General features: G+C 66.2%; 16 protein-coding genes. 5 read left to right on the top strand and 11 right to left on the bottom strand.

The features are described from left to right. Window positions 1-14: 14 nt before the first annotated feature. Together OOB33_RS20065 and OOB33_RS20060 are read right to left on the bottom strand one after the other, a co-directional pair. A complete protein-coding gene (locus OOB33_RS20065) occupies window positions 15-1,481 on the bottom strand; it encodes a sensor histidine kinase (protein WP_171825830.1) in 1,467 nt (488 codons plus the stop codon). After that, window positions 1,474-2,184: a response regulator transcription factor gene (locus OOB33_RS20060; protein WP_271009927.1), complete on the bottom strand. Its 711-nt coding sequence runs from the start codon at window positions 2,182-2,184 to the stop codon at window positions 1,474-1,476. The genes OOB33_RS20065 and OOB33_RS20060 overlap by 8 nt, the downstream gene beginning before the upstream one ends. A gap of 174 nt (window positions 2,185-2,358) precedes the next feature. Between OOB33_RS20060 and OOB33_RS20055 the strand changes: the two genes are divergently transcribed. From OOB33_RS20055 to OOB33_RS20040, 4 genes are all read left to right on the top strand, one after another. Next, window positions 2,359-3,393: a porin gene (locus OOB33_RS20055; protein ID WP_271009926.1), complete on the top strand. Its 1,035-nt coding sequence runs from the start codon at window positions 2,359-2,361 to the stop codon at window positions 3,391-3,393. Between the two features lie 82 nt (window positions 3,394-3,475). Further along, window positions 3,476-4,435, top strand: a complete 960-nt coding sequence (locus tag OOB33_RS20050; RefSeq protein WP_271009925.1) for a Bug family tripartite tricarboxylate transporter substrate binding protein — start codon at window positions 3,476-3,478, stop codon at window positions 4,433-4,435. 91 nt (window positions 4,436-4,526) lie between these two features. Then, a complete protein-coding gene (locus OOB33_RS20045) occupies window positions 4,527-5,045 on the top strand; it encodes a tripartite tricarboxylate transporter TctB family protein (RefSeq protein WP_271009924.1) in 519 nt (172 codons plus the stop codon). Between the two features lie 13 nt (window positions 5,046-5,058). Further along, complete coding sequence (locus OOB33_RS20040; RefSeq protein WP_271009923.1) at window positions 5,059-6,588, top strand: tripartite tricarboxylate transporter permease; 1,530 nt, start codon at window positions 5,059-5,061, stop codon at window positions 6,586-6,588. Between the two features lie 30 nt (window positions 6,589-6,618). On the opposite strand, the gene hemH is transcribed toward OOB33_RS20040, so the two are convergent. From hemH to argA, 9 genes are all read right to left on the bottom strand, one after another. Next, on the bottom strand, window positions 6,619-7,713 hold the full coding sequence (gene hemH, locus OOB33_RS20035; protein ID WP_442953029.1) for a ferrochelatase: 1,095 nt from the start codon (window positions 7,711-7,713) through the stop codon (window positions 6,619-6,621). A 63-nt stretch (window positions 7,714-7,776) separates the two neighbouring features. Next, on the bottom strand, window positions 7,777-8,760 hold the full coding sequence (locus OOB33_RS20030; protein ID WP_102767385.1) for an adenylate/guanylate cyclase domain-containing protein: 984 nt from the start codon (window positions 8,758-8,760) through the stop codon (window positions 7,777-7,779). A 280-nt stretch (window positions 8,761-9,040) separates the two neighbouring features. Further along, the gene (gene rpoD, locus OOB33_RS20025; protein WP_102767384.1) at window positions 9,041-11,314 is read right to left on the bottom strand and encodes an RNA polymerase sigma factor RpoD; all 2,274 of its coding nucleotides are present in this window, start codon (window positions 11,312-11,314) and stop codon (window positions 9,041-9,043) included. A 449-nt stretch (window positions 11,315-11,763) separates the two neighbouring features. Further along, window positions 11,764-13,839 carry a DNA primase gene (dnaG, locus tag OOB33_RS20020; protein ID WP_271009922.1) on the bottom strand — a complete coding sequence of 692 codons (2,076 nt, stop codon included), beginning with the start codon at window positions 13,837-13,839 and terminating at the stop codon, window positions 11,764-11,766. Between the two features lie 9 nt (window positions 13,840-13,848). Beyond that, window positions 13,849-17,022, bottom strand: a complete 3,174-nt coding sequence (locus OOB33_RS20015) for a bifunctional diguanylate cyclase/phosphodiesterase (protein WP_271009921.1) — start codon at window positions 17,020-17,022, stop codon at window positions 13,849-13,851. 517 nt (window positions 17,023-17,539) lie between these two features. Continuing rightward, window positions 17,540-17,839 carry an H-NS histone family protein gene (locus tag OOB33_RS20010; protein WP_102767381.1) on the bottom strand — a complete coding sequence of 100 codons (300 nt, stop codon included), beginning with the start codon at window positions 17,837-17,839 and terminating at the stop codon, window positions 17,540-17,542. A 164-nt stretch (window positions 17,840-18,003) separates the two neighbouring features. Continuing rightward, a complete protein-coding gene (locus OOB33_RS20005; RefSeq protein ID WP_171825839.1) occupies window positions 18,004-19,086 on the bottom strand; it encodes an extracellular solute-binding protein in 1,083 nt (360 codons plus the stop codon). 180 nt (window positions 19,087-19,266) lie between these two features. After that, window positions 19,267-19,539, bottom strand: coding sequence for an oxidative damage protection protein (locus OOB33_RS20000; RefSeq protein ID WP_171825840.1), 273 nt, complete (start codon window positions 19,537-19,539; stop codon window positions 19,267-19,269). Between the two features lie 124 nt (window positions 19,540-19,663). After that, window positions 19,664-21,016, bottom strand: a complete 1,353-nt coding sequence (argA, locus tag OOB33_RS19995; protein WP_102767378.1) for an amino-acid N-acetyltransferase — start codon at window positions 21,014-21,016, stop codon at window positions 19,664-19,666. Window positions 21,017-21,114: 98 nt separating this feature from the next. On the opposite strand from argA, the gene hrpA reads away from it, so the two are divergent. Continuing rightward, complete coding sequence (gene hrpA / locus OOB33_RS19990; RefSeq protein WP_442953028.1) at window positions 21,115-25,188, top strand: ATP-dependent RNA helicase HrpA; 4,074 nt, start codon at window positions 21,115-21,117, stop codon at window positions 25,186-25,188. The last annotated feature ends 125 nt before the right edge of the window (window positions 25,189-25,313 follow it).

Raw genomic sequence — 25,313 nt, 5'->3', positions numbered from 1 at the left:
GCTCAGGCTTTCGCTCAGGTGCCGGCCCGGGGCAGTTCCACCACCGCATCCAGCCCGCCCACCTGTCCCTCCGACCCGAGTCGATTGCTGAGCGTGATGCGGCCGTTCAGCGACATCACCAGGGCGTGGCAGATGGCCAGACCCAGGCCCGAGCCGGAGGGGTTGTCGCCGCTGGCAAAGGGCAGGAAGAGGCGCGCCTGCTGCGCCGGCGAGAGGCCCGGGCCGCTGTCGGCAATGGTCAGCCGTGCCAGCTCGTCCAGGCCGCGCAGCTCGATCGTCAGCCGCCCGCCAGCGGGCGTGTGCAGGATGGCGTTGTGCAGCAGATTGCGGGTCAGCTCGCGCAAGGCCCATTCGTGGCTGGCGATGGGGGCGGGCTCGGTGCTGATGTCGAAATCCAGGCCGCGCTGCACGATCAGCGGCGCCAGGTCCAGGGCCACGGCGCGTGTCACCTCGGCCCAGTCCTGGCGCGGCATGGCGGCATGGGGTTGGTCGCCCTGCTGGCGCATCTGCTCGGCCTTGGCCAGGGCCAGCATCTGGTTGGCGACCTGGGTGGCGCGGGCCACGGTGGTGTCGATCTCGGCCAGGGCCTGCATGGGCTCGACATCGCCTTGCCGGGCCGATTGCACCTGCACCTTGAGCACGGCCAGCGGCGTGCGCAGCTGGTGCGAGGCATCGCGCACAAAGCGCTTCTGGTGCTCCAACAGCCGGGCCTGGCGGGTCAGGGCCTCGTTGGTGGCCGCGATCAGCGGCTGCAGCTCGGCCGGCAGGCCGCTCGGAGCGCTGGGCAGCGGGCGCAGGTCATCGGCCTCGCGCGACTGGATCAGCTCGCTGAGCGCGCGCACCGGCCGCGTTGAGCGCTGCACCACCAGCCAGACCACACCGGCAATCACCGCCAGCATGGTGGCCTGGCGCCAGAGCGTGTCCAGCAGCACCTGGCGGGCCAGGGCGTGGCGCAGGTCCAGGGTTTCGGCCACCTGGATGGTGGCCTGGCCAATGCCGGCCTGGCCGGCCACCGGCTGCAGCAGCACGGCCATGCGCACCGGCTCGCCGCGGTAGAAGCCATCGTAAAAATCCACCAGGGCGGCGTACTTGCTGCGCTGGGGCAGGTGGCCCTTCCAGGCCGGCAGGTCTTCGTAGCCGGCCAGCATCTCGCCCTGGAAACCGCTGACCTTGAAATACAGCCGCGTGCTGTTGCCCGACTCGAAAGCCTCCAGCGCCGAATAGGGCACGCTGGCGCGCAGGCGTGGACCCTGCGGCGTGCCTTCGACGCTGAGCAGCTCACCGATGGCCTTGGCCGAGGCCAGCAAGGTGCGGTCGTAGGCGGTGTCGACAGCGCTCAGAGCCTCGCGGTAGAGACTGACCGTGTTGATCGCCACCAGCAGGCCCACCGGCAGCAAGATGCCCAGCAGCAGGCGGCTGCGCATGGACAGCCGGCTCCAGCGTGAGCTCGCTTCGCTGGAAACGCTTGAAGACTCAGGCATCGCCCGCTTCGGCCTGCAGCAGATAACCCAGGCCGCGCAAGGTGGCAAGGCGGGCGCTGCTGCCGCTGGCGGCCAGCTTCTTGCGCAGGCGATAGGCCACCACCTCGATGGCATCGGGCAGCGCCTCGCTGGCACCGGCAAACACCAGGTCGAACAAGCGCTCCTTGGCCACCGCCTGGCCGGGCTTGGCCAGCAGGGCGCGCAGCAGGGCGGCCTCGCGCGGGGCCAGGTCCAGGGGCTGGCCGCGCAGGTAGACGGCACCGCTGTCGGGGTCGGCGCGCAGTCCGCAGAACTCGGGCGTCAGGGGCCGGTCGTCGGCGCCGTGCGGGTTGCTGCCTTGCGGGCCGCGCCGGCGCACCAAGGCGCGCACGCGGGCTTCCAGCTCGTCCAGGTCAAAGGGTTTGGGCAGGTAGTCGTCGGCCCCGATGTTGAGACCGAGGATGCGGTCACCCAGGGTGCCGCGCGCGGTGATGATGATGACGGGGGTGTCCAGGCCTTCGGCGCGCGCTTCGCTGAGCACATCGAGGCCATCGCGGCCCGGCATGGACAGGTCCAGCAGCACGACATCGGGCAGGCTGGCGCGCCAGCGCGAGAGGGCGCGCTCGCCATCGTCGCAGGTGCTGACGCGAAAACCGCGGCGCTCGAAGGATCGCTGCAGCGTGGTTTGCATCGCCAGGTTGTCCTCGATCACCAAGAGTTTCATGCGGGCAACGATAGCAGAGCGCCCCCGCGCCGCCGGGCCTCGGCCGCCTCGGGTTTTGCCCCAGGGCTTTGGACAGGCATTTGACAGCCTGGCTCAGCACCATGGCGGTGCACGCTGGGCGAGCCGCCCCGCCTGCGTCCAAAACCAAACCCAAAAATGACGGAGACAAGACCTATGAAAACGAAGCGTGGATCTCAAGTCCTGGGCCGCGGCCTGGCTCTGGCCGTGCTGTGCAGCAGCGCCGGCCTGGCCGCTGCGCAGAGCTCGGTGACGATTTTCGGCGTCATGGACGTGGGCGTGCAGCGCCTGTCCAACGGCGGCAAGAACCTGTCCCTGGTCAGCATCGACGGCATGCAGACCAGCCGCATCGGCTTTCGCGGCACCGAGGATCTGGGCAATGGATTGAGCGCCAGCTTCCACCTCGAAGGCGCGGTGGGTCCCGATGTGGGTTCGGGCGGTGACTGGCGCCGCCGCGCGACCGTCAGCCTCAGCGACAAGGCGGCCGGTGAGGTGCGTCTGGGCCGCGACTATGTGCCCACCTTCTGGAGCATCAGTCGCTTCAATGCCTTCGGCACCAACGGTGTCGGCGCCGCCAGCAATCTGGTCTATGGCTTCGACGGCGCCTCGTCCACGGCCAAGACGGTGATCCGCTCGGACAACTCGGTCGGCTACTTCCTTCCCTCGAATCTGGGCGGCATCTACGGCCAGGCCATGATGGCTGCAGGCGAGGGTTCGACGGGCAAGTACGTCGGCGCCCGCCTGGGTTATGCAGCAGGTGCTCTTGACGTGGCCGGCGCCTGGTCGGAAACCACCAACACCGCGGCTGGCGCCAAGTTCAAGGTCGGCAATCTGGGCGGCAGCTACACGGTTGATGCCTTCAAGCTGCTGGGCCTGTATCACGTCAGCAAACAGGCCACGCGCGAGCAGACCAATTGGGTGCTGGGTGGCACTTACACCCAGGGCGCCCATGTGCTGCGTTTCAGCCATGTGCGCTCCAAGAATCGCGACAGCGCCAACGGCAGCGACTACAGTGGCAAGCTGCTGGCCCTGGGGTATGTCTACAACCTGTCCAAGCGCAGCTCGATCTACGCCACCACCTCGCGGGTGCAGAACAGCGCGACCGGCAAGTTCCTGATCCCCGGCGGCTCGGCCGTGCTGGCAGGGCAGAGCTCGACCGGCACGGAATTGGGCATCTATCACTCGTTCTGATCGGTCTCAGGCCGCGGCAGGCCTCGGCCGCCGCGGCGCAGAGGCGACCCGCACGACAGCAAAAACACAGGAGACAAGCACCATGCGTCGCGACACCTTTCTGAAATCCCTGGCTGCGCTGGCGGCCGCCGGCGCCTTGCCGGAGCTGGCCAGCGCCAGCGCCAACTTCAAGATGATGATTCCCGCCAACCCTGGCGGTGGCTGGGACACCACCGGCCGTGCCCTGGGCAAGGCCTTGCAGGACGCCGGCCTGGCAGCTTCGGTGCAGTACGAGAACAAGGGTGGCGCGGCCGGTGCCATCGGTCTGGCCCAGTTTGTCAATGCCAGCAAGGGCGACGGCAATGCGCTGATGGTCATGGGCGCGGTCATGCTGGGCGGCATCATCACCGGCAAGCCGCCGGTCAGCCTCAGCCAAGCCACCCCGATCGCGCGCCTGACCAGCGAGTACAACGTCTTTGTGCTGCCGGCCAACTCGCCGCTCAAGACCATGAAGGACGTGGTCGAGCAGATGAAGAAAGACCCCGGCAGCGTGAAATGGGGCGGCGGCTCGCGCGGCTCGACCGAGCATGTGGCGGCGGCCATGATCGCCCGCGATGTCGGTGTGGACGCGGCCAAGATCAACTACGTGCCTTTCCGCGGCGGCGGCGAAGCCACGGCCGCCATCCTGGGTGGCAATGTCACCGTCGGTGGCAGCGGTTATAGCGAGTTCGCCCAGTACATCGAGAGCGGCAAGATGCGCCCCATCGCCGTGACCGCACCGACCCGGCTCAAGGGCCTGAACGTGCCGACGCTGCGCGAGCTGGGCATCAACGTCGAGATCGGCAACTGGCGCGGCGTCTACGCGCCCCCAGGCATCAGCCCGGAACAGCACAAGGCGTTGACTGACATGATGACTCTGGTCTTCCGCAACAAGAGCTGGATCGAGGCACTGGAAAAGAACGGCTGGACCCCGGCACTGCTGACCGGCAAGGCCTTTGCCGATTTCGTGGACCAGGAGTTCGCCATGCTGCGGGCCGTGATGGTCAAGTCCGGAATGATCTGAGCGATCACGCGCCGGCAAGGCGCCGCACGCGCATCCGGCCGGGCGGGAGCCAGGCGGGATGGCGCTGAGTTCATCTGTTAGCGAGGGTCCTATGGCGACCGAAACTTCTTCTTCCTCCGTGCTGCACCAGAGCCTGGTGGGCGGCGGCGCGCTGCTGATCGGTGCGCTGATGGCGTACGGCGCCACCTTCATTCCCTCCGATGCCGGCTATGCCGGTGTCGGCCCCAATGCCTTGCCCTGGCTGGTCTCGGTGGTGCTGATGATTTGCGGCGCCTGGCTGATCTGGGAAGCGCGCAGCGGCGGTTACCGCGCCATGGAGACGCCCTCGGGCGCGGCCCAAGGTGACTGGAAGGCGGTGGCCTGGGTGGTGGCGGGTGTGCTCGCCAATGCCGGCCTGATCACCGTGGTCGGCTTCATCCTGGCCTGCGCCCTGTGCTTCACCCTGGCCGTGCGTGGCCTGCGCATGTCGGAAGGCCGCCCCGGCGGCGATCTTCGCCAGACCGTGATTGACGGCGTCAGCGGCGTGCTGATTGCCGCGCCGGTCTTCTGGCTCTTCACCAAACTGCTGGCCATCCAGCTGCCCGGCCTGACGGCCAGCGGCTGGCTCTGAGGACGACAACGCCATGGAACTCTGGAATCAGCTGCTCGGCGGCTTCATGACGGCCGGCACGCCGGTCAACCTGCTCTGGGCCTTTCTGGGTTGTGTGATCGGTACGGCCATCGGCGTGCTGCCGGGTCTCGGCCCGGCGGTGACGGTGGCCATGTTGCTGCCCATCACGGCCCAGGTCGAGCCCACAGCCTCGATGATCTTCTTCGCCGGCATCTACTACGGTGCCATGTACGGCGGCTCCACCACCTCCATCCTGCTCAACACGCCCGGTGAGACCGGCACCATGGTGACGGCGCTGGAGGGCTTCAAGATGGCCAAGAGCGGCCGTGCCGGTGCGGCCCTGGCCACCTCGGCCATCGGCTCCTTTGTGGCCGGCACGATCGCCACCGTGCTGGTGACCCTGTTCGCGCCGGTCATGGCCGAGTTCGCCGTGACCCTCGGCCCGCCGGAGTACTTCTGCCTGATGCTGCTGGCCTTCACCACCGTCAGTGCGGTGCTGGGCAAGAGCACGCTGCGCGGCATGACGGCCTTGTTCATCGGCCTGGCCATGGGCCTGGTCGGCCTGGACCAGATCACCGCGCAGGTGCGCTACACCGGCGGCGTGCCCGAGTTCATGGACGGCCTCGAGGCGGTGCTGGTGGCCGTGGGCTTGTTTGCGGTGGGCGAAACCTTGTACAACGCGCTCTACGAGGGCCGCAGCACGCAAGAGATCAACAAGATGAGCAGCGTGCACATGACCGGCAGCGAGTGGCGCCGCTCCTGGCCGGCCTGGCTGCGCGGCACGGTGATCGGTTTTCCCTTCGGCACCATCCCGGCCGGCGGTTCGGAGATTCCGACCTTTCTGAGCTATGCCGCCGAGCGCAAGCTGAGCAAGCACCCCGAAGAGTTCGGCACCGCCGGCGCCATCGAAGGCGTGGCCGGCCCCGAGGCCGCCAACAACGCCTCGGTGACAGCCACGCTGGTGCCGCTGCTGACCCTGGGCATCCCGACCTCGGTGACCGCGGCCATCATGCTCTCGGCTCTGCAGAACTACGGCATCCAGGCCGGGCCGCAGCTGTTCCAGACCTCGTCTACCCTGGTCTGGGCCTTGATTGCCTCGCTCTACATCGGCAATGTGATGCTGCTGGTGCTGAACCTGCCCCTGGTGGGCCTGTGGGTCAAGCTGCTCAAGATCCCCAAGCCGCAGCTCTACGCCGGCATCCTGATCTTCGCGACCGTGGGGGTCTACGGCATGCGCCAGAGTGTCTTCGATTTGGTCGTCATGTTGGCCATCGGCCTGCTGGGCGTGGTGATGCGCCGCTTTGACTTTCCGACCGCACCGGTGGTGGTGGGCATGATTCTGGGCCCGATCGCCGAGGCGCAGATGCGCAATGCCCTGTCCATCGGCGAGGGTCACTGGGGTGTATTCGTGCAGCGGCCCATGTCGGCCGGCCTGCTGGCGCTGGTGGTGCTGGTGCTGGTCTTGCCGCGGCTGTGGCCGCGGGTGGTGCGCTGGCGTGAGGTGAGGTTGGCGGCACAGCGCAATGCGGCGCACACCACCTGACCTTCTCCTGATCAGTGGCTCGCGCCCTGATCAGTCCTTGGCGCCCAGGGCCAGCGCGCGTTCGCGCTGTGCCGCCAGGGCGGAGGCATCGGCCACCTCGCGCGTGGGCCAGCCTTGCAGATGCTGTTCGGCCAGGTCGGCCAGGGCGCGCATGCCGGCCGGGTCGTCGTTCAGGCAGGGCACATAGCTGAAGCGTTGGCCGCCCGCGTGCAGGAACGCTTCGCGCGCTTCCTGGTTGATTTCTTCCAGCGTCTCCAGGCAGTCGGCGCTGAATCCGGGGCAGATCAGGGTGACGCTCTTCAGGCCCTCCTGGGCCAGCTTGATCAGGCTGGGTTCGGTGTAGGGCTCCAGCCATTTGGCCTTGCCGAAGCGGCTCTGGAAGGTCACCAGCCATTGCTCGCGACTGAGCCCCAGGGCCTCGGCCAGCAAGCGGCCGGTCTTCAGGCATTCGCAGTGATAGGGATCACCAAGGGCCAGGGTGCGGGCCGGCATGCCGTGGAAACTCATCACCAGCTTGTCGCTGCGGCCGTGCTCGGCCCAGTGGCGGCGCACGCTGTCCGCCAGGGCGGCGATGTGCTGGGGCTGGTCGTAGTAGCGGTTGATGAAACGCAGCTCGGGCAGGTGGCGGGTCTGCAAGCTCCAGCGCGCCACGTCGTCGATCACGCTGGCGGTGGTGGCGCCCGAGTACTGCGGGTAGGCTGGCAGCACCAGCACACGGGTGGCGCCTTCGGTACGCAGGGCATCAAGCTGGGCAGCGATGGACGGCTGACCGTAGCGCATGGCGTAGCGCACGCTGAGGCGGTGGCCACGCTCGCCCAGCAGGCCTTGCAGCAGCTTGGACTGACGCTCGGTCCAGACCTGGAGCGGAGAGCCTTCTGGCAGCCAGACGGTGGCGTACTTGGCCGCTGACTTGGCCGGGCGCACGCGCAGGATGATGCCGTGCAGGATCAGCATCCAGATCAAGCGCGGGATCTCAACCACCCGCGGGTCGCTCAGGAACTGAGCGAGGTAGGTGCGCAGCGCAGCGGCCGTGGGCGCCTCGGGCGTGCCGAGGTTGCAGAAGAGGAGGGCGGTCTTGGGGGCGCTACCGTGGCGGTAGGCGGGTTCAGGCTTCATCATGCTCATCCGGGCATGATAGGGCTTGGTCTGAGTGCCTGCAGCTGTGGGGCTGCAGGCAAGGGGGCGAGCTCAGTGTTGGCTGGCGTTGCTGCCGGGTTTGCTGCTGGCGCTGCCCAGCTGCAGCGGCTCGGTATCGGCGAAGTGCAGCACTTCGAAGCGCACGGTCGGCGAGGTCGGGTCCACCGGCGGGCTGCCCAGGCCGATGGCACCGCTGCCGTGCAGGGTGCAGCTGCCGCGCTTGAGGCTGACGATCTCGCCGTCCAGGCCGAAACGCACGAAGGTGCCGTTGTAGCTGAGGTCGGTGATGGAAAAACTGCCGCCATGCCAGTCGATGCGGGCATGCGAGCGCGACACCCGGCCATCGGTGATGCAGTAGGTGGCCTGCACGCTGCGGCCCAGCACGATGGGCATGCTGTCGATGTCGAAGACGCGGTCCAGATCCATCCACACCAGGCGGATGCCGTCGGGCTCTACCGCATGGACCACCTCGCCAAACTGCGTGGCCGCCATATCGCTCTGGTTGGGTTGGTCCAGCACATGGACATGCACCGGCTCGGCCCGGCCGCGCAGAGCGATCAGATCCAGGCTGCGAAAGCGCAGCTTTTGCGTGCTGGGCAGGCCGGCGAGCACCTCGGCGGTGATCAGGGTTTCGTTGTCGCCGGCGTGGTCGAGCAGGCGGGCGGCCACATTGACGGCATCGCCGAAGCAGTCACCGTTGAGCTCCACCACCTCGCCGCGCGCCAGGGCCACCTGCATGCGCAGGGCGCGCAGGCTGGCCGAACCCTGCTGCTTGCCGCGCGCCACCAGGTGCTCCAGAAACTCGTGCATGCGGATGGCGGACTTGACGCCATCGCGCGGCACCTCGAACACCGCCATCAGCCCGTCGCCCAGGGTCTTGATCAGGCGGCCATTGCACTCGTCGACCGCACGCGCGATCAGGTTCACGGTGTGGGTGACCAGGGCCGAGGCTTCGGCATTGCCCAGGGTCTCGAACAGTGCTGTGCTGCCGCGCAAATCGGCAAACAAAACAGTGCGTTCCCGGATGTCGGCCATGTCAGATCAGAAGGGGCGAAAGTGCGTGAAGTTCTTGGCAGTGTAGCCGCCCCACATGATGGTGGATGGTCAGGGCAGTGGGCAGGGTTTCGTGTGCGCGCCGGCCTCGAATCCGTGTCCCTGATGCGCCCATAAAAAGGGCTGGATCGCTCCAGCCCTTGGCTCTTCAGACTCGCCTGATGACAGCTTGCCCAGGTACGTGCGCAGCTTGTGCCTGCGGCTCAAGCCGCGTCGCCGCTGCGCGGCAGCCCGCCGTAGCGGGCTACGCATCTGGCCAAGCTTACAGGTTGTCCAGATATGTGCGCAGCTTGTCCGAGCGGCTCGGATGCTTGAGCTTGCGGATGGCCTTGGCTTCGATCTGGCGGATGCGTTCGCGGGTGACGTCGAACTGTTTGCCGACTTCTTCCAGCGTGTGGTCCGTGCTCATTTCGATGCCGAAGCGCATGCGCAGCACCTTGGCTTCGCGCGGGGTCAGCGAGTCGAGGATGTCCTTCACCACATCGCGCAGGCCGGCTTGCATCGCTGCTTCGATTGGCGCGGTGTTGTTGGTGTCCTCGATGAAATCGCCCAGGTGGCTGTCGTCATCGTCACCGATCGGCGTTTCCATGGAGATCGGCTCTTTGGCGATCTTCATGATCTTGCGGATCTTGTCCTCGGGGATTTCCATTTTCTCGGCCAGGGTCGGCGCATCCGGCTCAAAGCCGAATTCCTGCAGATGCTGGCGCGAGATGCGGTTCATCTTGTTGATCGTTTCGATCATGTGCACCGGGATACGGATGGTGCGGGCCTGATCGGCGATCGAACGGGTGATGGCCTGACGGATCCACCAGGTCGCATAGGTCGAGAACTTGTAGCCGCGACGGTATTCGAACTTGTCCACCGCTTTCATCAGGCCGATATTGCCTTCCTGGATCAGGTCCAGGAACTGCAGGCCGCGGTTGGTGTACTTCTTGGCGATGGAGATCACGAGGCGCAAGTTGGCCTCGATCATTTCCTTCTTGGCGTCGCGCGAGGCCTTTTCGCCCTCGTTCATCTTCTTGTTGATGTCCTTGAGGTCATCAATCGGCACGACGGCCTTGCTCTGGATGTCGATCAGCTTTTGCTGCAGTTCCTGCACCGGCGGCAGGTTGCGGGCCAGCACGGCAGAGTAAGGCTTGCCGGCGGCGACTTCCTTCTCGGCCCAGGCGCGGTTCAGCGCATTGGGCGGGAAGTTCTTGATGAAGTACTCCTGTGGCATGCCGCACTTGTCGACCACGATCTTGCGCAGTTCGCGCTCGTAGCGGCGCACATCGTCCACCTGCGAGCGCAGCAGATCGCAGAGCTTTTCAATCGTCTTGACGGTGAAGCGGATGGTCATCAGCTCGGCGCTGATGGCTTGCTGGGCCTTGTTGTAGGTCGGCGACTTGTAGCCGTCCTTCTCAAAAGCCTTGCGCATCTTGTCGAAGTTGACGGCCAGCGAATCCAGCTTGACCAGCGCGGCGTTCTTCAGCTCTTCCAGCTTCTTGGTCAGGGCCTTGGAGCCGCCGTTGCCGTCGTCGTCGTCTTCTTCGTCGAACTCGTCGAAGTCTTCTTCGGCCACATAGTCGTCGGCCTCATCGGCAGCGACGAAGCCGTCCACCACTTCCGAGATGGTCTTCTCGCCGGCGCGGATCTTGTCGGCCAGGTCGAGGATGTGGGCGATGGTGGTGGGCGAGGCCGAGATGGCCAGCATCATGGCCTGCAGGCCGCCCTCGATGCGCTTGGCGATTTCGATTTCGCCTTCGCGGGTCAGCAGTTCGACCGTGCCCATTTCGCGCATGTACATGCGCACCGGGTCGGTGGTGCGGCCGAATTCCGAGTCCACGGTGGACAGGGCGGCTTCGGCCGCTTCTTCGGCTTCTTCCTCGGTCGAGGTGGCGGTGGCACTGCCCTGGATCAGCAGGGTGGCGGCATCTGGTGCCTGCTCGTAGACTGCGATGCCCATGTCATTCAACATGGAGATGATGGCCTCGAGGATTTCCTCGTTGACCAGCTTCTCGGGCAAGTGGTCGTTGATTTCCTGGTGCGTCAGGAAACCACGCGTCTTGCCCATCTTGATCAGGGTCTTCAGCTCGTGGCGGCGCTTGGCGGCTTCTTCTTCCGTCAGCGCGGTTTCTTCCAGGCCGAATTCACGCATCAGCGCGCGCTCCTTGGCGCGCGAGACCTTCATGCGCAGGGGCTTGGCCTTGGGCTTGTCCTCGGCAGCTTCGGCCACTTCGGCTTCGGCTTCGGGCTCGCCTTCCAGATCGGCTTCGAGGTCCGAGAAGTCTTCTTCCTCGACCTCGGCGGCCTTCTTGCCCGCGGCCTTCTTGGTCTCGGTGGCTGCCTTGGGCTTGCGGCCGCGCTTGGGCTTGTCCTCGCCCTCTGCCGTGGCCGCTGCGGCCTTGGGCGCCTTCACGGCCTTGGCCGGCTTCTCGGCTTTTTCGGCAGTGGCTGCGTCGGCCTTCACGGCCTTGACCACCCGCACGACCTTGGCGGCGGGCTTTTTGGTTTCTTCGGCTTCGGGTGCGGTGGGCGCGGTCTTCTTGGCAGTCATGCAGATCCTCGGGTGGATGGTGGGCGGGCGGGCCGAAAAGCTAGGGAAAGCGGGAAACTGAAATATTTATTCGCTGAAACCGGTGCGCTGCAGTGTGCCGGACATGCAGCAGCCACCTGGGGGCGTTCACTGCGCTTTTCAAGGCGGAGTTCGACCCAGGTGGCATTCAGACGCTGCATTCCTCGCTGAGCTTCTTGTCAGCGTTGTCAGCAACGTGGCGCGACCAAGCTAGCGTGTACGTTTGTCAATGCAAGGCTTGGCGGATACAGGTGGCCTTGATACCGCTGTGGGTGCCCAGTGTCGCTGGGTGGCCGGGTCCGGAAGCACATGCCGTCACTCTTGAGACGCGCGCGAAAACCCCACATTATCGCCCAAAGCCGAGGTGGCTACAAAAATCGCCGTGACAAGCTGGCCGTGCTGTCAACGGACTACGCGGCGGGCGGGCCCTCTCAGGCCGTGCTTTCCTGGCTGAGCGGGGTGTCCTTGAGCTGCTTGATCTGGGCGCGGATCTGGGTGAAGCGGCGCAGGTCCTCGCTGCTGGGCGTGCCTTGCACCAGTTTCTGGGCCTCGCCCTCCAGTCGGGCGATCCAGAGCTGGCGCAGGGCCAGCTGGAAGACTTCGAACTGCGGCTCGTCCTCGGTGAACAGGTCGACCAGCAGGCCGCGCGCCGAATCGAGCACGCCGTCCTCCGACATGCTAGCCTCCAGTGCCGACCAGGGGCCGGCGCCGTGGTGCACCAGATAGCGCTCCAGCCAGGTCACCAGTTCGCCGTGCACGCCGGGTAGCTGGTGCAGCAGCTGGTGGTCCTCGGCGCTCAGCCGCTCCCACCAGGCGCTGTTGAGCAGCAGCATGCGCAGGGCGTTGTCCATGGGGGAACTGGGCGCGCGGCGCGGCAGCTGCGGCGCTTCGTCCTCGCCGCGGCGTTTCCAGCTGCCTTTGCCTTTCCAGTCTTTCTTGTCCTTCCAGTCGCCGCTGGGCTTCCATTCCTTCTTGCCCTGCCAGGGCTTGCGCTCCCCGGCCGAGGATCCGCCGCCCGCGGCAGCATCGCCATGGCTGGGGTCGGGATGGAAATCGCCGTAGTCGGCGGGCTCGTAGTCGGCCGGGCCGTAGTCGGGCGGCGGCTCGTCGCCGTCTTCGAAGCTGCTGCGTGGCGAGTGGCTGCTAGGCGCCGGGTTGCGCGGTGGGCGCTGCTCGCTGCGGCCGCCGCCACGGTTGCCTTCGGCCTGCACCTGCCAGGCGCTCATCAAATCCTGGTCGCTGAGCTGCGCGCGCTTGGCCAGCTCGCCCAGCAGCGCACGCTTGAGCAGACCCTGGGGCAAGGCTTGCCAGAGCGGCCGGGCATTGGAGAGCATGCGGGCGCGGCCTTCGACACTGCTCATGTCGCAGCCGTCGGCCGCGGCTTCCATCAGTTGGCGCGACAGCGGGATCGCCTCCTGCACGCAGCGCTCGAAGGCCTCGGCGCCGAGCTCGCGGACGTAGGAGTCGGGGTCGTGTTCGGCCGGCAGGAACAAAAACTTGACGCTGCGGGTGTCGGTGGCATGGGGCAGGGCGGCTTCCAGCGCTCGGCCGGCAGCGCGGCGTCCTGCCGCGTCACCGTCGAAGCTGAAGACCACCGATTCGGTGAAGCGAAACAGCTTGTGCACATGCTCGGCCGTGCAGGCCGTGCCCAGTGTGGCCACGGCATTGTTGAAGCCGCTCTGCGCCAGGGCCACCACGTCCATATAGCCTTCCACCACCAGGGCGTAGCCGCGCTGGCGCAAGCCGGCTCGGGCCTCGAACAGTCCATAGAGCTCGCGGCCCTTGCTGAAGACCGGGGTCTCCGGTGAGTTCAGGTACTTGGGTTCGCCCTTGTCCAGCACCCGGCCGCCGAAGCCGATGGTGTCGCCCTGGACATTTCGGATCGGGAACATGATGCGATCCCGGAATCTGTCGTAGCGCTTTTGTTCTTCGCCTTCTTCGCCGGAGACGATCACCATGCCAGCCTCGGCCAGCAGTGGGTCGTCGTAGGCCGGAAACGCGCTGGCCAGGGCGCGCCAGCCTTCCGGTGCGTAGCCGAGGGCGAAATGGGCGGCGATCTGGCCGGTGAGGCCGCGCTTCTTGAGGTAATCGATGGCGCGCGGCGATTTCTTCAGCTGACCGCGGTAATGGTCGCTGGCGCGCAGCAGCACATCGGTCAGCGTGGCCTGGCGCTTTTTCTGCGCGGCGGCGCGTTCGCGTTCCTCGGCCGAGCGTTCGTCCTGCGGCACTTGCATGCCGGCCTGCTGGGCCAGCTCCTGCACCGCCTCGACAAAGCCCAGGCCGCTGTGCTCCATCAGGAAGCCCACGGCATTGCCGTGCACGCCGCAGCCGAAGCAGTGGTAGGTCTGCCGGGTCGGGCTGACGATGAAGCTGGGCGATTTTTCGCCGTGGAAAGGGCACAGGCCCTTGTGGTTGATGCCGGCTTTTTTCAGCTCGACATGGCGGCCCACGACCTCGACGATGTCGGTGCGGGAGAGAAGGTCTTGAATAAAGCCAGGTGGGATCACGCGGCGAGTCTAAGGCAAGCCTCGGGCCGCGCCCGGTGTGACCGCGGCCCCTGCAGCCTCGCGCGCCCGCAGCGCTTGCATCCAGCCGGACTGCGGGAAGGCGCGCACCCAGGCTGCCACCTCGGTGGCCGGCATGGCTTCGGCGATGCCATTGCCCTGGCCCTGGATGCAGCCCAGGCGCAGCAGGGCGCGGGCATGGGCGGCGGTCTCCACGCCCTCGGCCACCACGCTGCAGCCAAAGTTGTGGGCCAGGCCGATCACGCCCTCGACCAGGGCGCTGTCCTGGCTGTTGATCAGCATGTTCTGTACAAAGGATCGGTCGATCTTGAGCGCATCGACCGGCAGGCGCTGCAGATAGGTCAGGGTGGAGTAGCCGGTGCCGAAGTCGTCGAGGGCGAAGCTCACGCCGTAGCCGCGGCAGCGCTTGATCAGGGCTTGCGTGGCATTGATGTCGGCCAGGGCGGCGGATTCCAGCACCTCCAGGCTCAGGTGGCGTGCCACCGGCTCGCTGTGCCGCTGCAGCAGCTCTTGCAGGCGCTGGGCAAACTCGGGCATCTGCAGCTGGCGGGCGGTGACGTTGACACTGATGTTCAGGCCCAGGCCCTCGGCCAGCCATTGCTCGCTGTGCTTGAGCGCTTGTTCCATCACCCAGTCGCCGACCTGCACGCCCAGGCCGGTGGGTTCGATCAGCGGCAGGAAATGGGCCGGGCCCAGCAGGCCGCGTTCGGGGTGCTGCCAGCGCAGCAGGGCTTCCATGCCCAGCACCTGGCCGGTCTGCATATCGATCTTGGGCTGGAAGTAGAGCTGCAGCTCGCTGGCATCCAGGGCCTGCTGCACGCGCGCCAGCGCGATCAGGCTGGCTTCGTTGCGCAGGCGCTTGGCGGTGTCGAACAGCCGGTAACCGTTGCGCCCGGTGTGCTTGACGCGGTAGAGCGCATGGCCGGCATGGCGCATCAGGGTCTCGGCGTCGCTGTCGTCCTGCGGGTAGAGCGTGGCGCCCATGCTGGCGCTGAGGTCGAGGATCAAGGTGTCGGCCAGGCCCGGCTGGCCGGCGGCCAGTTTGTAGGGTTGGGCCACCACGGCCAGCAGCCGCTCCAGCGCCTGCTCGGCCTCGTCCTGGTTTTTTGCGCGCAGCAGCAGGGCAAACTCGTCGCCGCCCAGGCGCGCCACCACATCCGACCATTGCGCGCTGCTGCGCAAAGCGCCTTGCAAGCGCTCGGCCACCTGCAGCAGCAGCAGGTCGGCCCGTTCGGGGCCATGCTCGGCATTGATGCGCTTGAACTGATCCAGGTCGAGGCGGCAGATGCTGAGGTGGAAGCCATCGCGCTCGCTGGCCTCCAGGCCGCCTTGCAGCAGGCGCATGAACTCGTCGTGGTTGGGCAGGCCGGTCAGGGGGTCGAAGCGCGACTGCCGGTCCAGCCGGTCCTGCTGCTGCAGGGCCAGGGTCAGGTCGGACATGGTCAGCACCCGGTAGCGCAGCGGGCCGTCAGGCTCGGGAATGGTGGACACCGTCAGCTGCAAATGACAAGGGCTGCCGTCGGCGCGCTGGGCATGCACGCGGCCTTGCCAGAAGCCCTCGCTCTGCAAGGCCAGCTGCAGCTGTTCCGGGCTGTGGCCCGATTGGCGCAGCACCTGGATCTGCAGCGGCGGCGCGGTCTGGCCGACCAGGGCTTCGCGGCTGTGGCCCAGCATGCGGCAAAAGCTCGGGTTGGCGTCCAGCAGCCGGTCTTCGGTGTCGGTGACGGCCAGACCTTCGTGCAGATGCTGGAACAAGGCCACGCTCATGCGCTGGCGCTCCTCGGCCTGGTGTTGCCAGTTGATGTCGCGCAGCAGGGTCAGCAGGCGCAGGGCATGGCCTTGCGGGTCGCGCGCCTGCACGCTGCCTTTGAGCTCGTACCAGTGCCAGAGCCCGGGCTCGCCACCCAGGCTGGGCAGGCGCAGCGAGGCGATGAATTCATCGGGCCCGCCCGGCGGCAGCAGGCCTTCCAGAGCCTGGCGGCAACGCTCGCGGTCCAGCGGGTGGCAGATGGCCAGCCAATCGCTGGGCCAGGCCGCAGCATCTTGTGCGGCGGCGGCGCCGGTGTAGCGCAGCCAGGTCGGACAGGCCTGGTGGCTGACATCCAGGCCGCGTGAGCCTTTCGTGCTGCGCTCCAGCCGCCATTCGGCCAGGCCCATGCCGGTGGCGGCCAGCAGGCCTTGCCAGTGGTGGCGTTCGCTGCGCGTCTCCCAGTTCTGAGCTTGCAGCAGTGCCGGCAGAAGACTCATGGCCAGGCCCAGGCTTGCCATCACGGCGCACAACTCAAACAGGTTCAAGCCTTGCAGTGGCCCCCAGCCTTGCGCCCAGCTCAGGCTCAAGCTGCCCAGGAGCCAGGGCAGCAACGCTGCGGTCAGCCAGCCGCGTCGATGCACAAGGGTCAGCAGGCTGAAGAGCAGCAGGACCGCCAACATCAGGCTCAGGCTGCCAGCGTCCAGGCCTTCATGCCGCCACAGCAGGCCGGTTTGGAGCAGCGCGCAGGCTGCAGCCAAGGCCGCGCTCAGCACCCTTCGCTTCCAGTTGCGGGCGGGAATCAAGGGCCTGGCGTTTTGCGGCCACAGCCGCGAGCCTGGCTCGGCGGACTTGTTCGGCGAGGCCAAGGCATGCAAGCCTTGAAAAAGCAGGGGTGCCAGACTCAACACGCCCAAACTCTGGCTCAGCCAACTCATCAGCAGGGCGGACCAGGCGCCATGTTCGGGGATTCCGCCGGTGAATTGCAGCAACAGACAGCTCAGCAGAGCACTCAGGCCGCCGCCACCCAGTGCTGCCAACAGCAGCCATTGCGCGACATCACGGCGTCGCTGTAGCCGGCTTTGAAAGCCTCCGGCATGCAGACCTTGTACGGCGATCCAGGTGCCGGCAAGCTGGGTGACCGCCAGGCCGGCAGCGAGAGCCGGCGGGGTTTGCATCAAGCAGGACGTGGCGAACTGCGACAGCCATAACGCGGGCAAGAGGCGCGGCCCCCACAGGCAAAGGGCAACCAGTGACACCGCGGCGGGTGCCCAGATCAGACCATTCATGCCGGCCGGCAACCAGCTCAGGCCCAGCTGAGAGGGCTTGAGATCTGCGGCCAGCAGCAGCCAGGCCCAGAGCAGGCCGGCCATGAGGACGCCCACCTGTTGGGCCAGCAGGCGTACGCGTCGGGCCACTTGCGACTGATGCAGCGCTGGCGTGTGGGGAAGGGCAGCGATGTCGTCCAAATCAATACGCGTGAAAACGGGCCAAGGTGAAGGCGTGCGGTCTATGTATCGAGGCGTCCCGCGGCCGGTTTCGAGGCGCAAGAGACGCTCCATTCACCCTGAAACTCCGTCCGCTTTGGATTGGATTTTCAGTGGCGCGGCGATGCTAGCAGTCATGGCGAGGCTTGCCAGGGTTTTCTGCCCCTTCAAACGGGGTGGGCGGTGCGGCCAGGCATCAATTTCACCCGAGGCCAAGCCGAGTTTCAGTGTGGCGTGGCGCTGCCTGCGGCCCAAAAAAAAGCCGCCCGAAGCGGCGGCTTTTTGAGATGTGCGACGAGGCGCGTTTTAGAAACTGGCAGGCGGTGCTGCGGGCGAACTCGAGACTGAAATCGGGTGGGCTGTGCCAGCGCCGGGAGCGTTGGGTTTGCTTCGGAGTTTCAGCGCAAAACGCCGGCCGAGCTTCAAGCCTCGGCAAGGGCTCAAACCCTCAAACGTGGAAATCGTTCAGGCTGGCACCGCCGGCAATGGCAGCTTTCAACCACTTGGGTTGCAGGCCACGGCCACTCCAGGTTTCACCGGTGGCTTGATTGCGGTATTTCACGGCCACTTTGGAGGCGGATTTCGCAACCTTGGGCGCGCGGGTGCTCAAATCGGCGGCGGTCAAACCAAAATCAGCCATCAGGGAGCGCACCTTGGCGATGGCATCGGCGCGCTCGCGTTCCTTGGTTTCGGCGATTTGTTGGTCGAGTGCAGCCCGTTGGGCCAGGAGGTCTTTCAATGATGACATCGGTGCAAATCCTCGCAAGGTTTGGTGTCCAACCCAAATGGTCGGTTTGATTATAGGCATGACCGCCCAAAATCAAACAAGTCCGTTCAAACCCTGTTGTGATTTGATCCTCAGTATCCTTGGATACTCAAGTGAGATTCATCAAACCCCTGGCCCGAGGTGCTTCATTTGTAACCGACGCGGTCAAGAATCTGCTGCACCTGCGGTTGGTGGCTGCCCACCACGGCCACCGGGATGGTTTCGCTCTTGAAGCGCCCCAGGGCGTCAAGCGCCGGGTTGGCCGGGCGCACCGAGGGCACGGCCGGCCATTCGTTGTTGCCGTTGGCGAAATAGGCTTGCGCTTCGTTGCTGGCCAGATACTCGAGGAACTTGATCGCGTTGGCGCGGTTTTTGGCATGGCGGGCCACCGCGCCGCCGGCGATATTGATGTGGGTGCCCCAGCTTTGCTGATTCGGGAACACCACGCCGATCTTTTCCACGGCGCTGCGATCTTCCGGTTTGTCGGAACGCATCATGCGGGCCAGATAGTAGGTGTTGGTGATGGCCACACCACATTCCCCGCTGGCCACGGCCTTGATTTGGTCGGTATCACCGCCCTTGGGCTCGCGCGCCATATTGGCGACCATGCCTTTGAGCCATTGCTCGGTGGCCGCCGCGCCCAAATGTTCATACACCGAGCCAAACAGGGAGAGGTTGTAAGGGTGCGACCCCGAGCGGGTGCAAACCCGACCCTTGTTTTTGGCGGCGCCCAGGTCTTCGTAATTGAGCACCTCATCTTTCTTGACGTTCAGCTTGTTGTAAACCACCACACGGGCGCGGGTCGACAGGCCAAACCAAGTGGTGCCCTGGGCAGTTTCCTTGGCGCGCAGCTGCTCGGGGATTCGTTGTTCCAGCACGGCCGATTTGATCGGCAGGAACAAACCTTCTTCTTCCGCCCGCCACAAACGCGCGGCATCGACCAGCAAAACCACATCGGCGGGGCTGGCCGCGCCTTCACTCTTCAAACGGGCCAGCAGGCCGGCGTCATCGGTATCGACGCGGTTGATGCGAATGCCGGTGGCCTTGGTGAAATTCGAATACAGGGCCTCGTCGGTTTGGTAATGACGGGCCGAATACAAATTCAGCTGTTCCTGGGCTGAAGCCGAGGTCCCTGCGCCGCACAAACCGGCCAGCAGGCTCAGGGCCAGCAGGGGGCGTTGCAGCGGCGAGAAAACGCGTTGACGCAGGGTGGGGGTGAGGTTTCGCATGAGAGACAACTCCGGTCCTTGAGAATGCGTGAAAGTGTACATTGAACAAGAATTATTCTTGTTTGAGATTGAAAACAAACCCGCGCGAAGCGGGTTGTGTTTGCAGGCGCGAGGGCAAATCGGCCAGTGCCGGGCTGTCAGGCCCCGTCGGCGGAGGTTCCGCGCAAAGCGGTGCCGCGCTTAGGCTGCGGGCGGGACGTAGCCCGCCACTGCTTCGGCGCCAGATCCGAAGAAGAACTGCTCCATCTGGCGGGCCAGGTATTGGCGGGCGCGCAGATCGGCCAGGTTCAGGCGGTTTTCATTGACCAGCATGGTCTGGTGCTTCATCCACAGCGCCCAGGCTTCCTTGCTGATGTTGTTGTAGATGCGCTTGCCCAGCTCGCCCGGGTAGGGCGCGAAATCCAGGCCTTCGCCTTCCTTGTTCAGATGGGTGCAGTGGATGGTGCGTGCCATGGGTGAATCCTTGTGGGGTCGTGAAAACGAAGCGAAACAAAAAGGTGTGTGGCCCGAGGGCTCAGGGTGGCGCACTCTAGCGTGCGAGCAATGGCCGTGTCAGCGGCGAGTTTTTTCAGTGGGCTCAGCCCAGTTTTTTGACCAGGACCTGCGAGCGGCGGTCCCAGTTGTATTTGCGCTTGCGCTCTTCGGGCAGCCATTCTGGGTCCACCGGGTGGAAGCCGCGCTTGATGAACCAATGCATGGTGCGGGTGGTCAGCACAAAGATGCTGCTCAGGCCCTGCGCCTTGGCGCGTTGCTCGATGCGCTTGAGGATGCGGTCCCCGTCGCCCTGGCCCTGCACATCGGGCGAGACCGTCAAGGCCGCCATCTCGGCCGTGCGCGCTTCCACATAGGGGTAGAGCGCGGCGCAGCCGAAGATCACGCCGTCGTGCTCGATCACGGTGTAGAGCTCGATGTCGCGCTCGATCTCGGTCCGGTCGCGCTTGACCAGGGTGCCGTCGCGCTCGAAGGGTTCGATCAGGGCGATGATGCCGCCGATGTCGTCGGAGTCGGCCTCGCGCAGGCTTTCCAGCTTTTCATCGACCACCATGGTGCCGATGCCGTCGTGGGTGTAGACCTCCTGCAAGAGGGCGCCGTCTACCGCGAAGGGCACGATGTGCGAACGCTCGACGCCCGACTGGCAGGCCTTGACGCAGTGCTGCAGGTAGAAATCGACATCGATGGGCGGCGTGGCGCCGGCGGCCGGCTTGTTCGAGCGCGCCAGCATGCGCACCGCGTCGGCCAGGGCAAGTTCGGTGTCGACCGGGCTGTCCGGGTCGCTGGGGTCTTCGCGCACCCCGGCCACTTCGCAGACGAAGAGCAGCTTGTCGGCCTGCAGGGCGATGGCAGCGCTGGTGGCCACATCTTCCATCGACAAGTTGAAGGCCTCCCCCGTGGGCGAGAAGCCGAAGGGGGACAGCAGCACCACCGCGCCGCTGTCGATGGCGCGCTGGATGGCCGCCGCATCGACGCGACGCACCAGGCCGCTGTGCTGAAAGTCGGTGCCGTCGACGATGCCCACCGGGCGGGCCGTCAGGAAATTGCCGGAGACCACCCGCACCGTGGCATTGGCCATGGGCGTGTTGGGCAGGCCTTGGGAGAAGGCCGCTTCGATCTCGAAACGCAGCTGGCCGGCGGCCTCCTGGGCGCAGTCCAGGGCCACGGCGTCGGTGATGCGCATGCCGTGGCTGTAGATGGCTTTCTGGCCCTTGGCGGCCAGTTGCTCGTTCACTTGCGGGCGAAAGCCGTGCACCAGCACGATCTTGATGCCCATGGCATGCAGGATGGACAGGTCTTGCACAAAGGCATTGAGCTTGCCGGCCGCCACCAGCTCACCCGGCATGCCCACCACAAAGGTCTCGCCTCGGTAAGCGTGGATGTAAGGCGCCACGGCGCGAAACCAGGGGACGAAGGTGTGGGGGAAGACAAGGCTCATGGCCCGGGATTGTGCCGCAGCCGCGGGTCTTCCCGAGGTGAGGCGCGCTGCGGATCCGGCGCGTGAACGGTGCCAGGCTTCAGCTTCGGCCTGAGCGCTTGGCCAGCCACTCGGGCGGGAATGCGCGCAGCACGGATAATCCGCGCCTCGTGAACGCCAAGCCCCCCCATCCCCCTCGTCCACCGGGCACTGCCCGCCCTGACACTCCGCGCCCGGCTCAGCCCGCGGCCCGCCCGGTCCCCCGCTCCTTGGATCGATCGGTGGACCGCCCGGCCGCCGGCGCGCCCGAGCCGGCCGAAGCGGCGCGTCCTCCACGCCCGCCGCGCCCACCGCGGCCCCCGCGGTCCGAGAGCGAGCGGCCCCTGCCGCCGGCCAACCCGCTGCCGCCCATCACCTTCCCCGAATCGCTGCCGGTGTCCAGCCGGCGCGATGACATCGCCCAGGCCCTGGCCGAGCACCAGGTCATCATCGTCTGCGGCGAGACCGGCTCGGGCAAGACCACCCAGCTGCCCAAGATCGCCCTGGCTCTGGGCCGCGGCCGCGCCAACACCGGCAAGCTGATCGGCCACACCCAGCCGCGGCGCATTGCCGCCAGCAGCGTGGCCAAGCGCATTGCCGACGAGCTGAAGACGCCGCTGGGCGAGATCGTCGGCTACAAGGTCCGCTTCCAGGACCGCCTGCAGCCCGGCGCCAGCGTCAAGCTGATGACGGATGGCATCCTGCTGGCCGAGACGCAGACCGACCCGCTGCTCAAGGCCTACGACACCCTCATCATCGACGAGGCCCATGAGCGCTCGCTGAACATCGATTTCCTGCTCGGCTATCTGCGCGAGGTGCTGCCGCGCCGGCCGGATCTGAAGGTCATCGTCACCTCGGCCACCATCGACGCCGACCGCTTCGCCAAGCATTTCGAGTCCGCCAAGGGGCCCTCTCCCGTCTTGATGGTCTCGGGCCGCACCTTCCCGGTCGAGCAGCGTTACCGGCCGTTTGAAGAGTCGCGTGAGTACGACCTCAACAACGCGATCTGCGACGCGGTGGACGAGCTCTGGCGCGAGGGTGGCGGCGATGTGCTGGTCTTTCTGCCCGGCGAGCGCGAGATCCGCGAAGCGGCCGAGGCCCTGCGCAAGCACCACCCGCCTGGCGTCGAGGTGCTGCCACTGTTCGCGCGCCTGTCGCAGCAGGAGCAGGACCGCGTGTTCGAGCCTCACGGCCAGCGCCGCATCGTGCTGGCCACCAATGTGGCCGAAACCTCGCTGACGGTGCCCGGCATCCGCTACGTCATCGACCCCGGCACCGCGCGGGTCAAGCGTTACAGCTACCGCAACAAGGTCGAACAGCTGCAGATCGAGCCGGTCAGCCAGAGCTCGGCCAACCAGCGCGCCGGCCGCTGCGGCCGGGTGAGCAACGGCATCTGCATCCGTCTCTACGACGAGAAGGACTTCAACGAGCGACCGCGCTTCACCGACCCGGAAATCCTGCGCAGCTCGCTGGCCGGCGTGATCCTGCGCATGAAGTCCCTGGGCCTGGGCCAGGTTGACGAGTTCCCCTTCATCGAGCCGCCGCCGCGCAAGGCCATCGCCGATGGCTACCAGCTGCTGCAGGAACTGGGCGCGGTGGACGATCTCAACGAGCTCACGCCCCTGGGCAAGGAGCTGTCGCGCCTGCCGCTGGACCCACGCGTGGGCCGCATGATTCTGGAAGCGCGCAAGCGCGAGTCGCTCAACGAGGTGCTGATCATCGCCAGCGCCCTGTCCGGCCAGGATGTGCGCGACCGGCCCATGGAGCAGCAGCAAGCGGCCGACGAGAAGCACAAGAAGTTCGACGACGAGAAGAGCGAGTTCCTCGGCTACCTCAAGCTCTGGAAGTGGATCGAGGAAGCGAAAGGCGGCCACGGCGAGCACAAGCTCAGCAACCGCCGCTACGAAGCCCTCTTGCGCGAAAACTTCATCAGCCCGCGCCGCGTGCGCGAATGGAAGGACATCTACTCCCAGCTGCACATCGTGGTGGCCGAGCAGGGCTGGCGCCTCAACGGCAGCCCCGCCACCTACGAGCAGCTGCACCTGTCCATGCTGGCTGGCTTGCTGGGCAATCTCGGCCTCAAGAGCGATGAGGATGAGTGGTACCTGGGCGCGCGCGGCATCAAGTTCTGGCGCCATCCCGGCGCCCACCTGAGCAAGAAGCCGGGCCGCTGGATCGTCGCCGCCGAGCTGGTGGAAACCACGCGCTTGTTCGGCCGCGGCATTGCGGCGATTGAGCCGCAATGGCTGCCCGGCATCGCCGGTCACCTGATCAAGACCCAGCTGCTGGAGCCGCACTGGGAGAAAAAAGCGGCCGAGGTGATCGCGCTCGAGCGCGCCACGCTCTACGGCATCGTCATTTACGCCAACCGGCGCGTGAACTTCGGCAATGTCGATGCCAAAGCGGCGCGCGAGATCTTCATCCGCGAGGCCCTGGTCAATGGCGAATGGGAGTCCCGCCTGCCTTTCCTGGCCCACAACGAGCGCCAGATCAAGAAGGTCGAGGAGCTCGAGCACAAATCTCGCCGCCAGGATGTGCTGGTCGACGACGAGCTGATCTACGCCTACTACGACAGCCAGCTGCCGGCCGAGGTCTGCTCGGGCGCCACGCTGGAGCGCTGGTACCGCCAGGCCAGCAAGGCAGCCCCACAGCTTCTGCATCTGAGCCGCGAGGAGCTGATGCGCCACGAGGCCGCCGGGGTCACCACCGAGGCCTTCCCCAAGACCCTGCGCCTGGGCGGCGTCGACTGCACGGTCAGCTATCTGCACGAGCCTGGCGATGCGCGCGACGGTGTCACCGTCAACGTGCCCATCTTCGCGCTCAACCAGGTCAGCGAGGAGCGCTGCGAGTGGCTGGTGCCCGGCATGCTGGCGCCCAAGATCACCGCCTTGCTCAAGAGCTTGCACCAGCGCCCGCGCTCGCGCCTGGTGCCGTTGCCCGACTTCGTCGCCGAGTTCATCGCCAGCCACCCTTTTGCCCAAGGCGCCCTGATCGAGGTGCTGCTCAAGGCGGTGCGCGAGCGCACGCAGCTGGCCATCCAGCGCAATGACTTCAAGCTCGAACAGCTGCAGCCGCATCTGTTCATGAACTTCCGCGTGGTGGACGAACATGGCCGCCAGCTCGGCCAGGGCCGCAATCTGGCGGCGCTGAAGTCGGAGCTGGGCGGCCAGGCGCGCTCGGCCTTCCAGGCCTTGGCTGCGCTCAAGCTGCCGTCATCGGCGCCTGCGACCGAGCCGCTGCCGCCCGTGGCGAAAGGTGGCATTCGCGCCGAGGTGGTGCCAGCCAAGAAGCCGGTGCAAGAAACCGCCAAGACCTACACCGCTTGGACCTTCGGCGAGCTGCCCGAGCTGATGGAGGTCAGCCGCGGTTCGCAGACCTTGATCGGTTTCCCGGCCTTGATCGACCGCAGCAGCCATGTCGAGATCGAGGTGTTTGACGAGCCCGATGTGGCCGCTGCCAAGCACCGCCAGGGCCTGCGTCGCCTGGTGGCGCTGCAGCTCAAGGAGCCGCTCAAATTCCTGGAGAAGAACATCCCCGATCTGCAAAAAATGTCGGTGCTGTTCATGAACCTGGGCACGGCCGAGGAACTGCGCGACCAGATCATCGGCGTGGCCCTGGACCGCGCCTTCCTGGCCGAACCCTTGCCCAAGGATGAGTTCAGCTTCAAAGCCCGCATCGAAGAAGGCCGCAGCCGCCTCAACCTGATCGCCCAGGAAGTGGCGCGCCAGACCGGCGTGGTGCTGCAGGAGCTCCATGCCGCGCAGAAGAAGCTCAAGGACAGCCGCGCCGCCAAGGACGTGGCCGAGGACATCACCGCCCAGCTGCAACGCCTGGCACCCAAGAACTTTGTGCTCACCACGCCCTGGGCCCAGTTGCAGCATCTGCCGCGCTACCTCAAGGCTGTGACCGCCCGCCTGGACAAGCTGCGCGCCGATGCCGCCCGCGACGCCAAGCTGATGGCCGAACTCAAGCCCCTGGAGCAGCGCTATCTGCGCCGCGTCATCGAGCTCAAGGGCACGGCTGACGCCCGCCTGGCCGATTTCCGCTGGCAGCTGGAGGAGCTGCGCGTCAGCCTCTTTGCCCAGGAGCTGCGCACGCCGCAGCCGGTCAGCGTCAAGCGGCTGGAGAAGGTCTGGGCCCAGCTGCAGGCTTGAGAACTCGGGAGCAGGTGAGGAGGGCAGGAGGGCAGGGGGCAGTAGGGGGGGGCTGAGCGGAAATAAACCGCCTTTCCCGCTCAGCTTGTGGCCTGCAGTTGTTGCAGTTTGTGTCCAATAGGGCG

The organism is Paucibacter sp. B51 (assembly GCF_027863535.1).
Classification (GTDB): domain Bacteria; phylum Pseudomonadota; class Gammaproteobacteria; order Burkholderiales; family Burkholderiaceae_C; genus Paucibacter_A; species Paucibacter_A aquatilis.
Note: the sequence above shows the minus strand (reverse complement) of the source record. Positions and strands in the feature narration are given on the sequence as shown.

What these genes read in the sequence shown, in the direction of transcription:
- OOB33_RS20065 (WP_171825830.1), bottom strand. Translation starts at nt 1,481, where the DNA reads ATGCCTGAGTCTTCAAGCGTTTCCAGCGAAGCGAGCTCACGCTGGAGC.
- OOB33_RS20060 (WP_271009927.1), bottom strand. Translation starts at nt 2,184, where the DNA reads ATGAAACTCTTGGTGATCGAGGACAACCTGGCGATGCAAACCACGCTG.
- OOB33_RS20055 (WP_271009926.1), top strand. Translation starts at nt 2,359, where the DNA reads ATGAAAACGAAGCGTGGATCTCAAGTCCTGGGCCGCGGCCTGGCTCTG.
- OOB33_RS20050 (WP_271009925.1), top strand. Translation starts at nt 3,476, where the DNA reads ATGCGTCGCGACACCTTTCTGAAATCCCTGGCTGCGCTGGCGGCCGCC.
- OOB33_RS20045 (WP_271009924.1), top strand. Translation starts at nt 4,527, where the DNA reads ATGGCGACCGAAACTTCTTCTTCCTCCGTGCTGCACCAGAGCCTGGTG.
- OOB33_RS20040 (WP_271009923.1), top strand. Translation starts at nt 5,059, where the DNA reads ATGGAACTCTGGAATCAGCTGCTCGGCGGCTTCATGACGGCCGGCACG.
- hemH (WP_442953029.1), bottom strand. Translation starts at nt 7,713, where the DNA reads ATGAGCATGATGAAGCCTGAACCCGCCTACCGCCACGGTAGCGCCCCC.
- OOB33_RS20030 (WP_102767385.1), bottom strand. Translation starts at nt 8,760, where the DNA reads ATGGCCGACATCCGGGAACGCACTGTTTTGTTTGCCGATTTGCGCGGC.
- rpoD (WP_102767384.1), bottom strand. Translation starts at nt 11,314, where the DNA reads ATGACTGCCAAGAAGACCGCGCCCACCGCACCCGAAGCCGAAGAAACC.
- OOB33_RS20010 (WP_102767381.1), bottom strand. Translation starts at nt 17,839, where the DNA reads ATGTCATCATTGAAAGACCTCCTGGCCCAACGGGCTGCACTCGACCAA.
- OOB33_RS20005 (WP_171825839.1), bottom strand. Translation starts at nt 19,086, where the DNA reads ATGCGAAACCTCACCCCCACCCTGCGTCAACGCGTTTTCTCGCCGCTG.
- OOB33_RS20000 (WP_171825840.1), bottom strand. Translation starts at nt 19,539, where the DNA reads ATGGCACGCACCATCCACTGCACCCATCTGAACAAGGAAGGCGAAGGC.
- argA (WP_102767378.1), bottom strand. Translation starts at nt 21,016, where the DNA reads ATGAGCCTTGTCTTCCCCCACACCTTCGTCCCCTGGTTTCGCGCCGTG.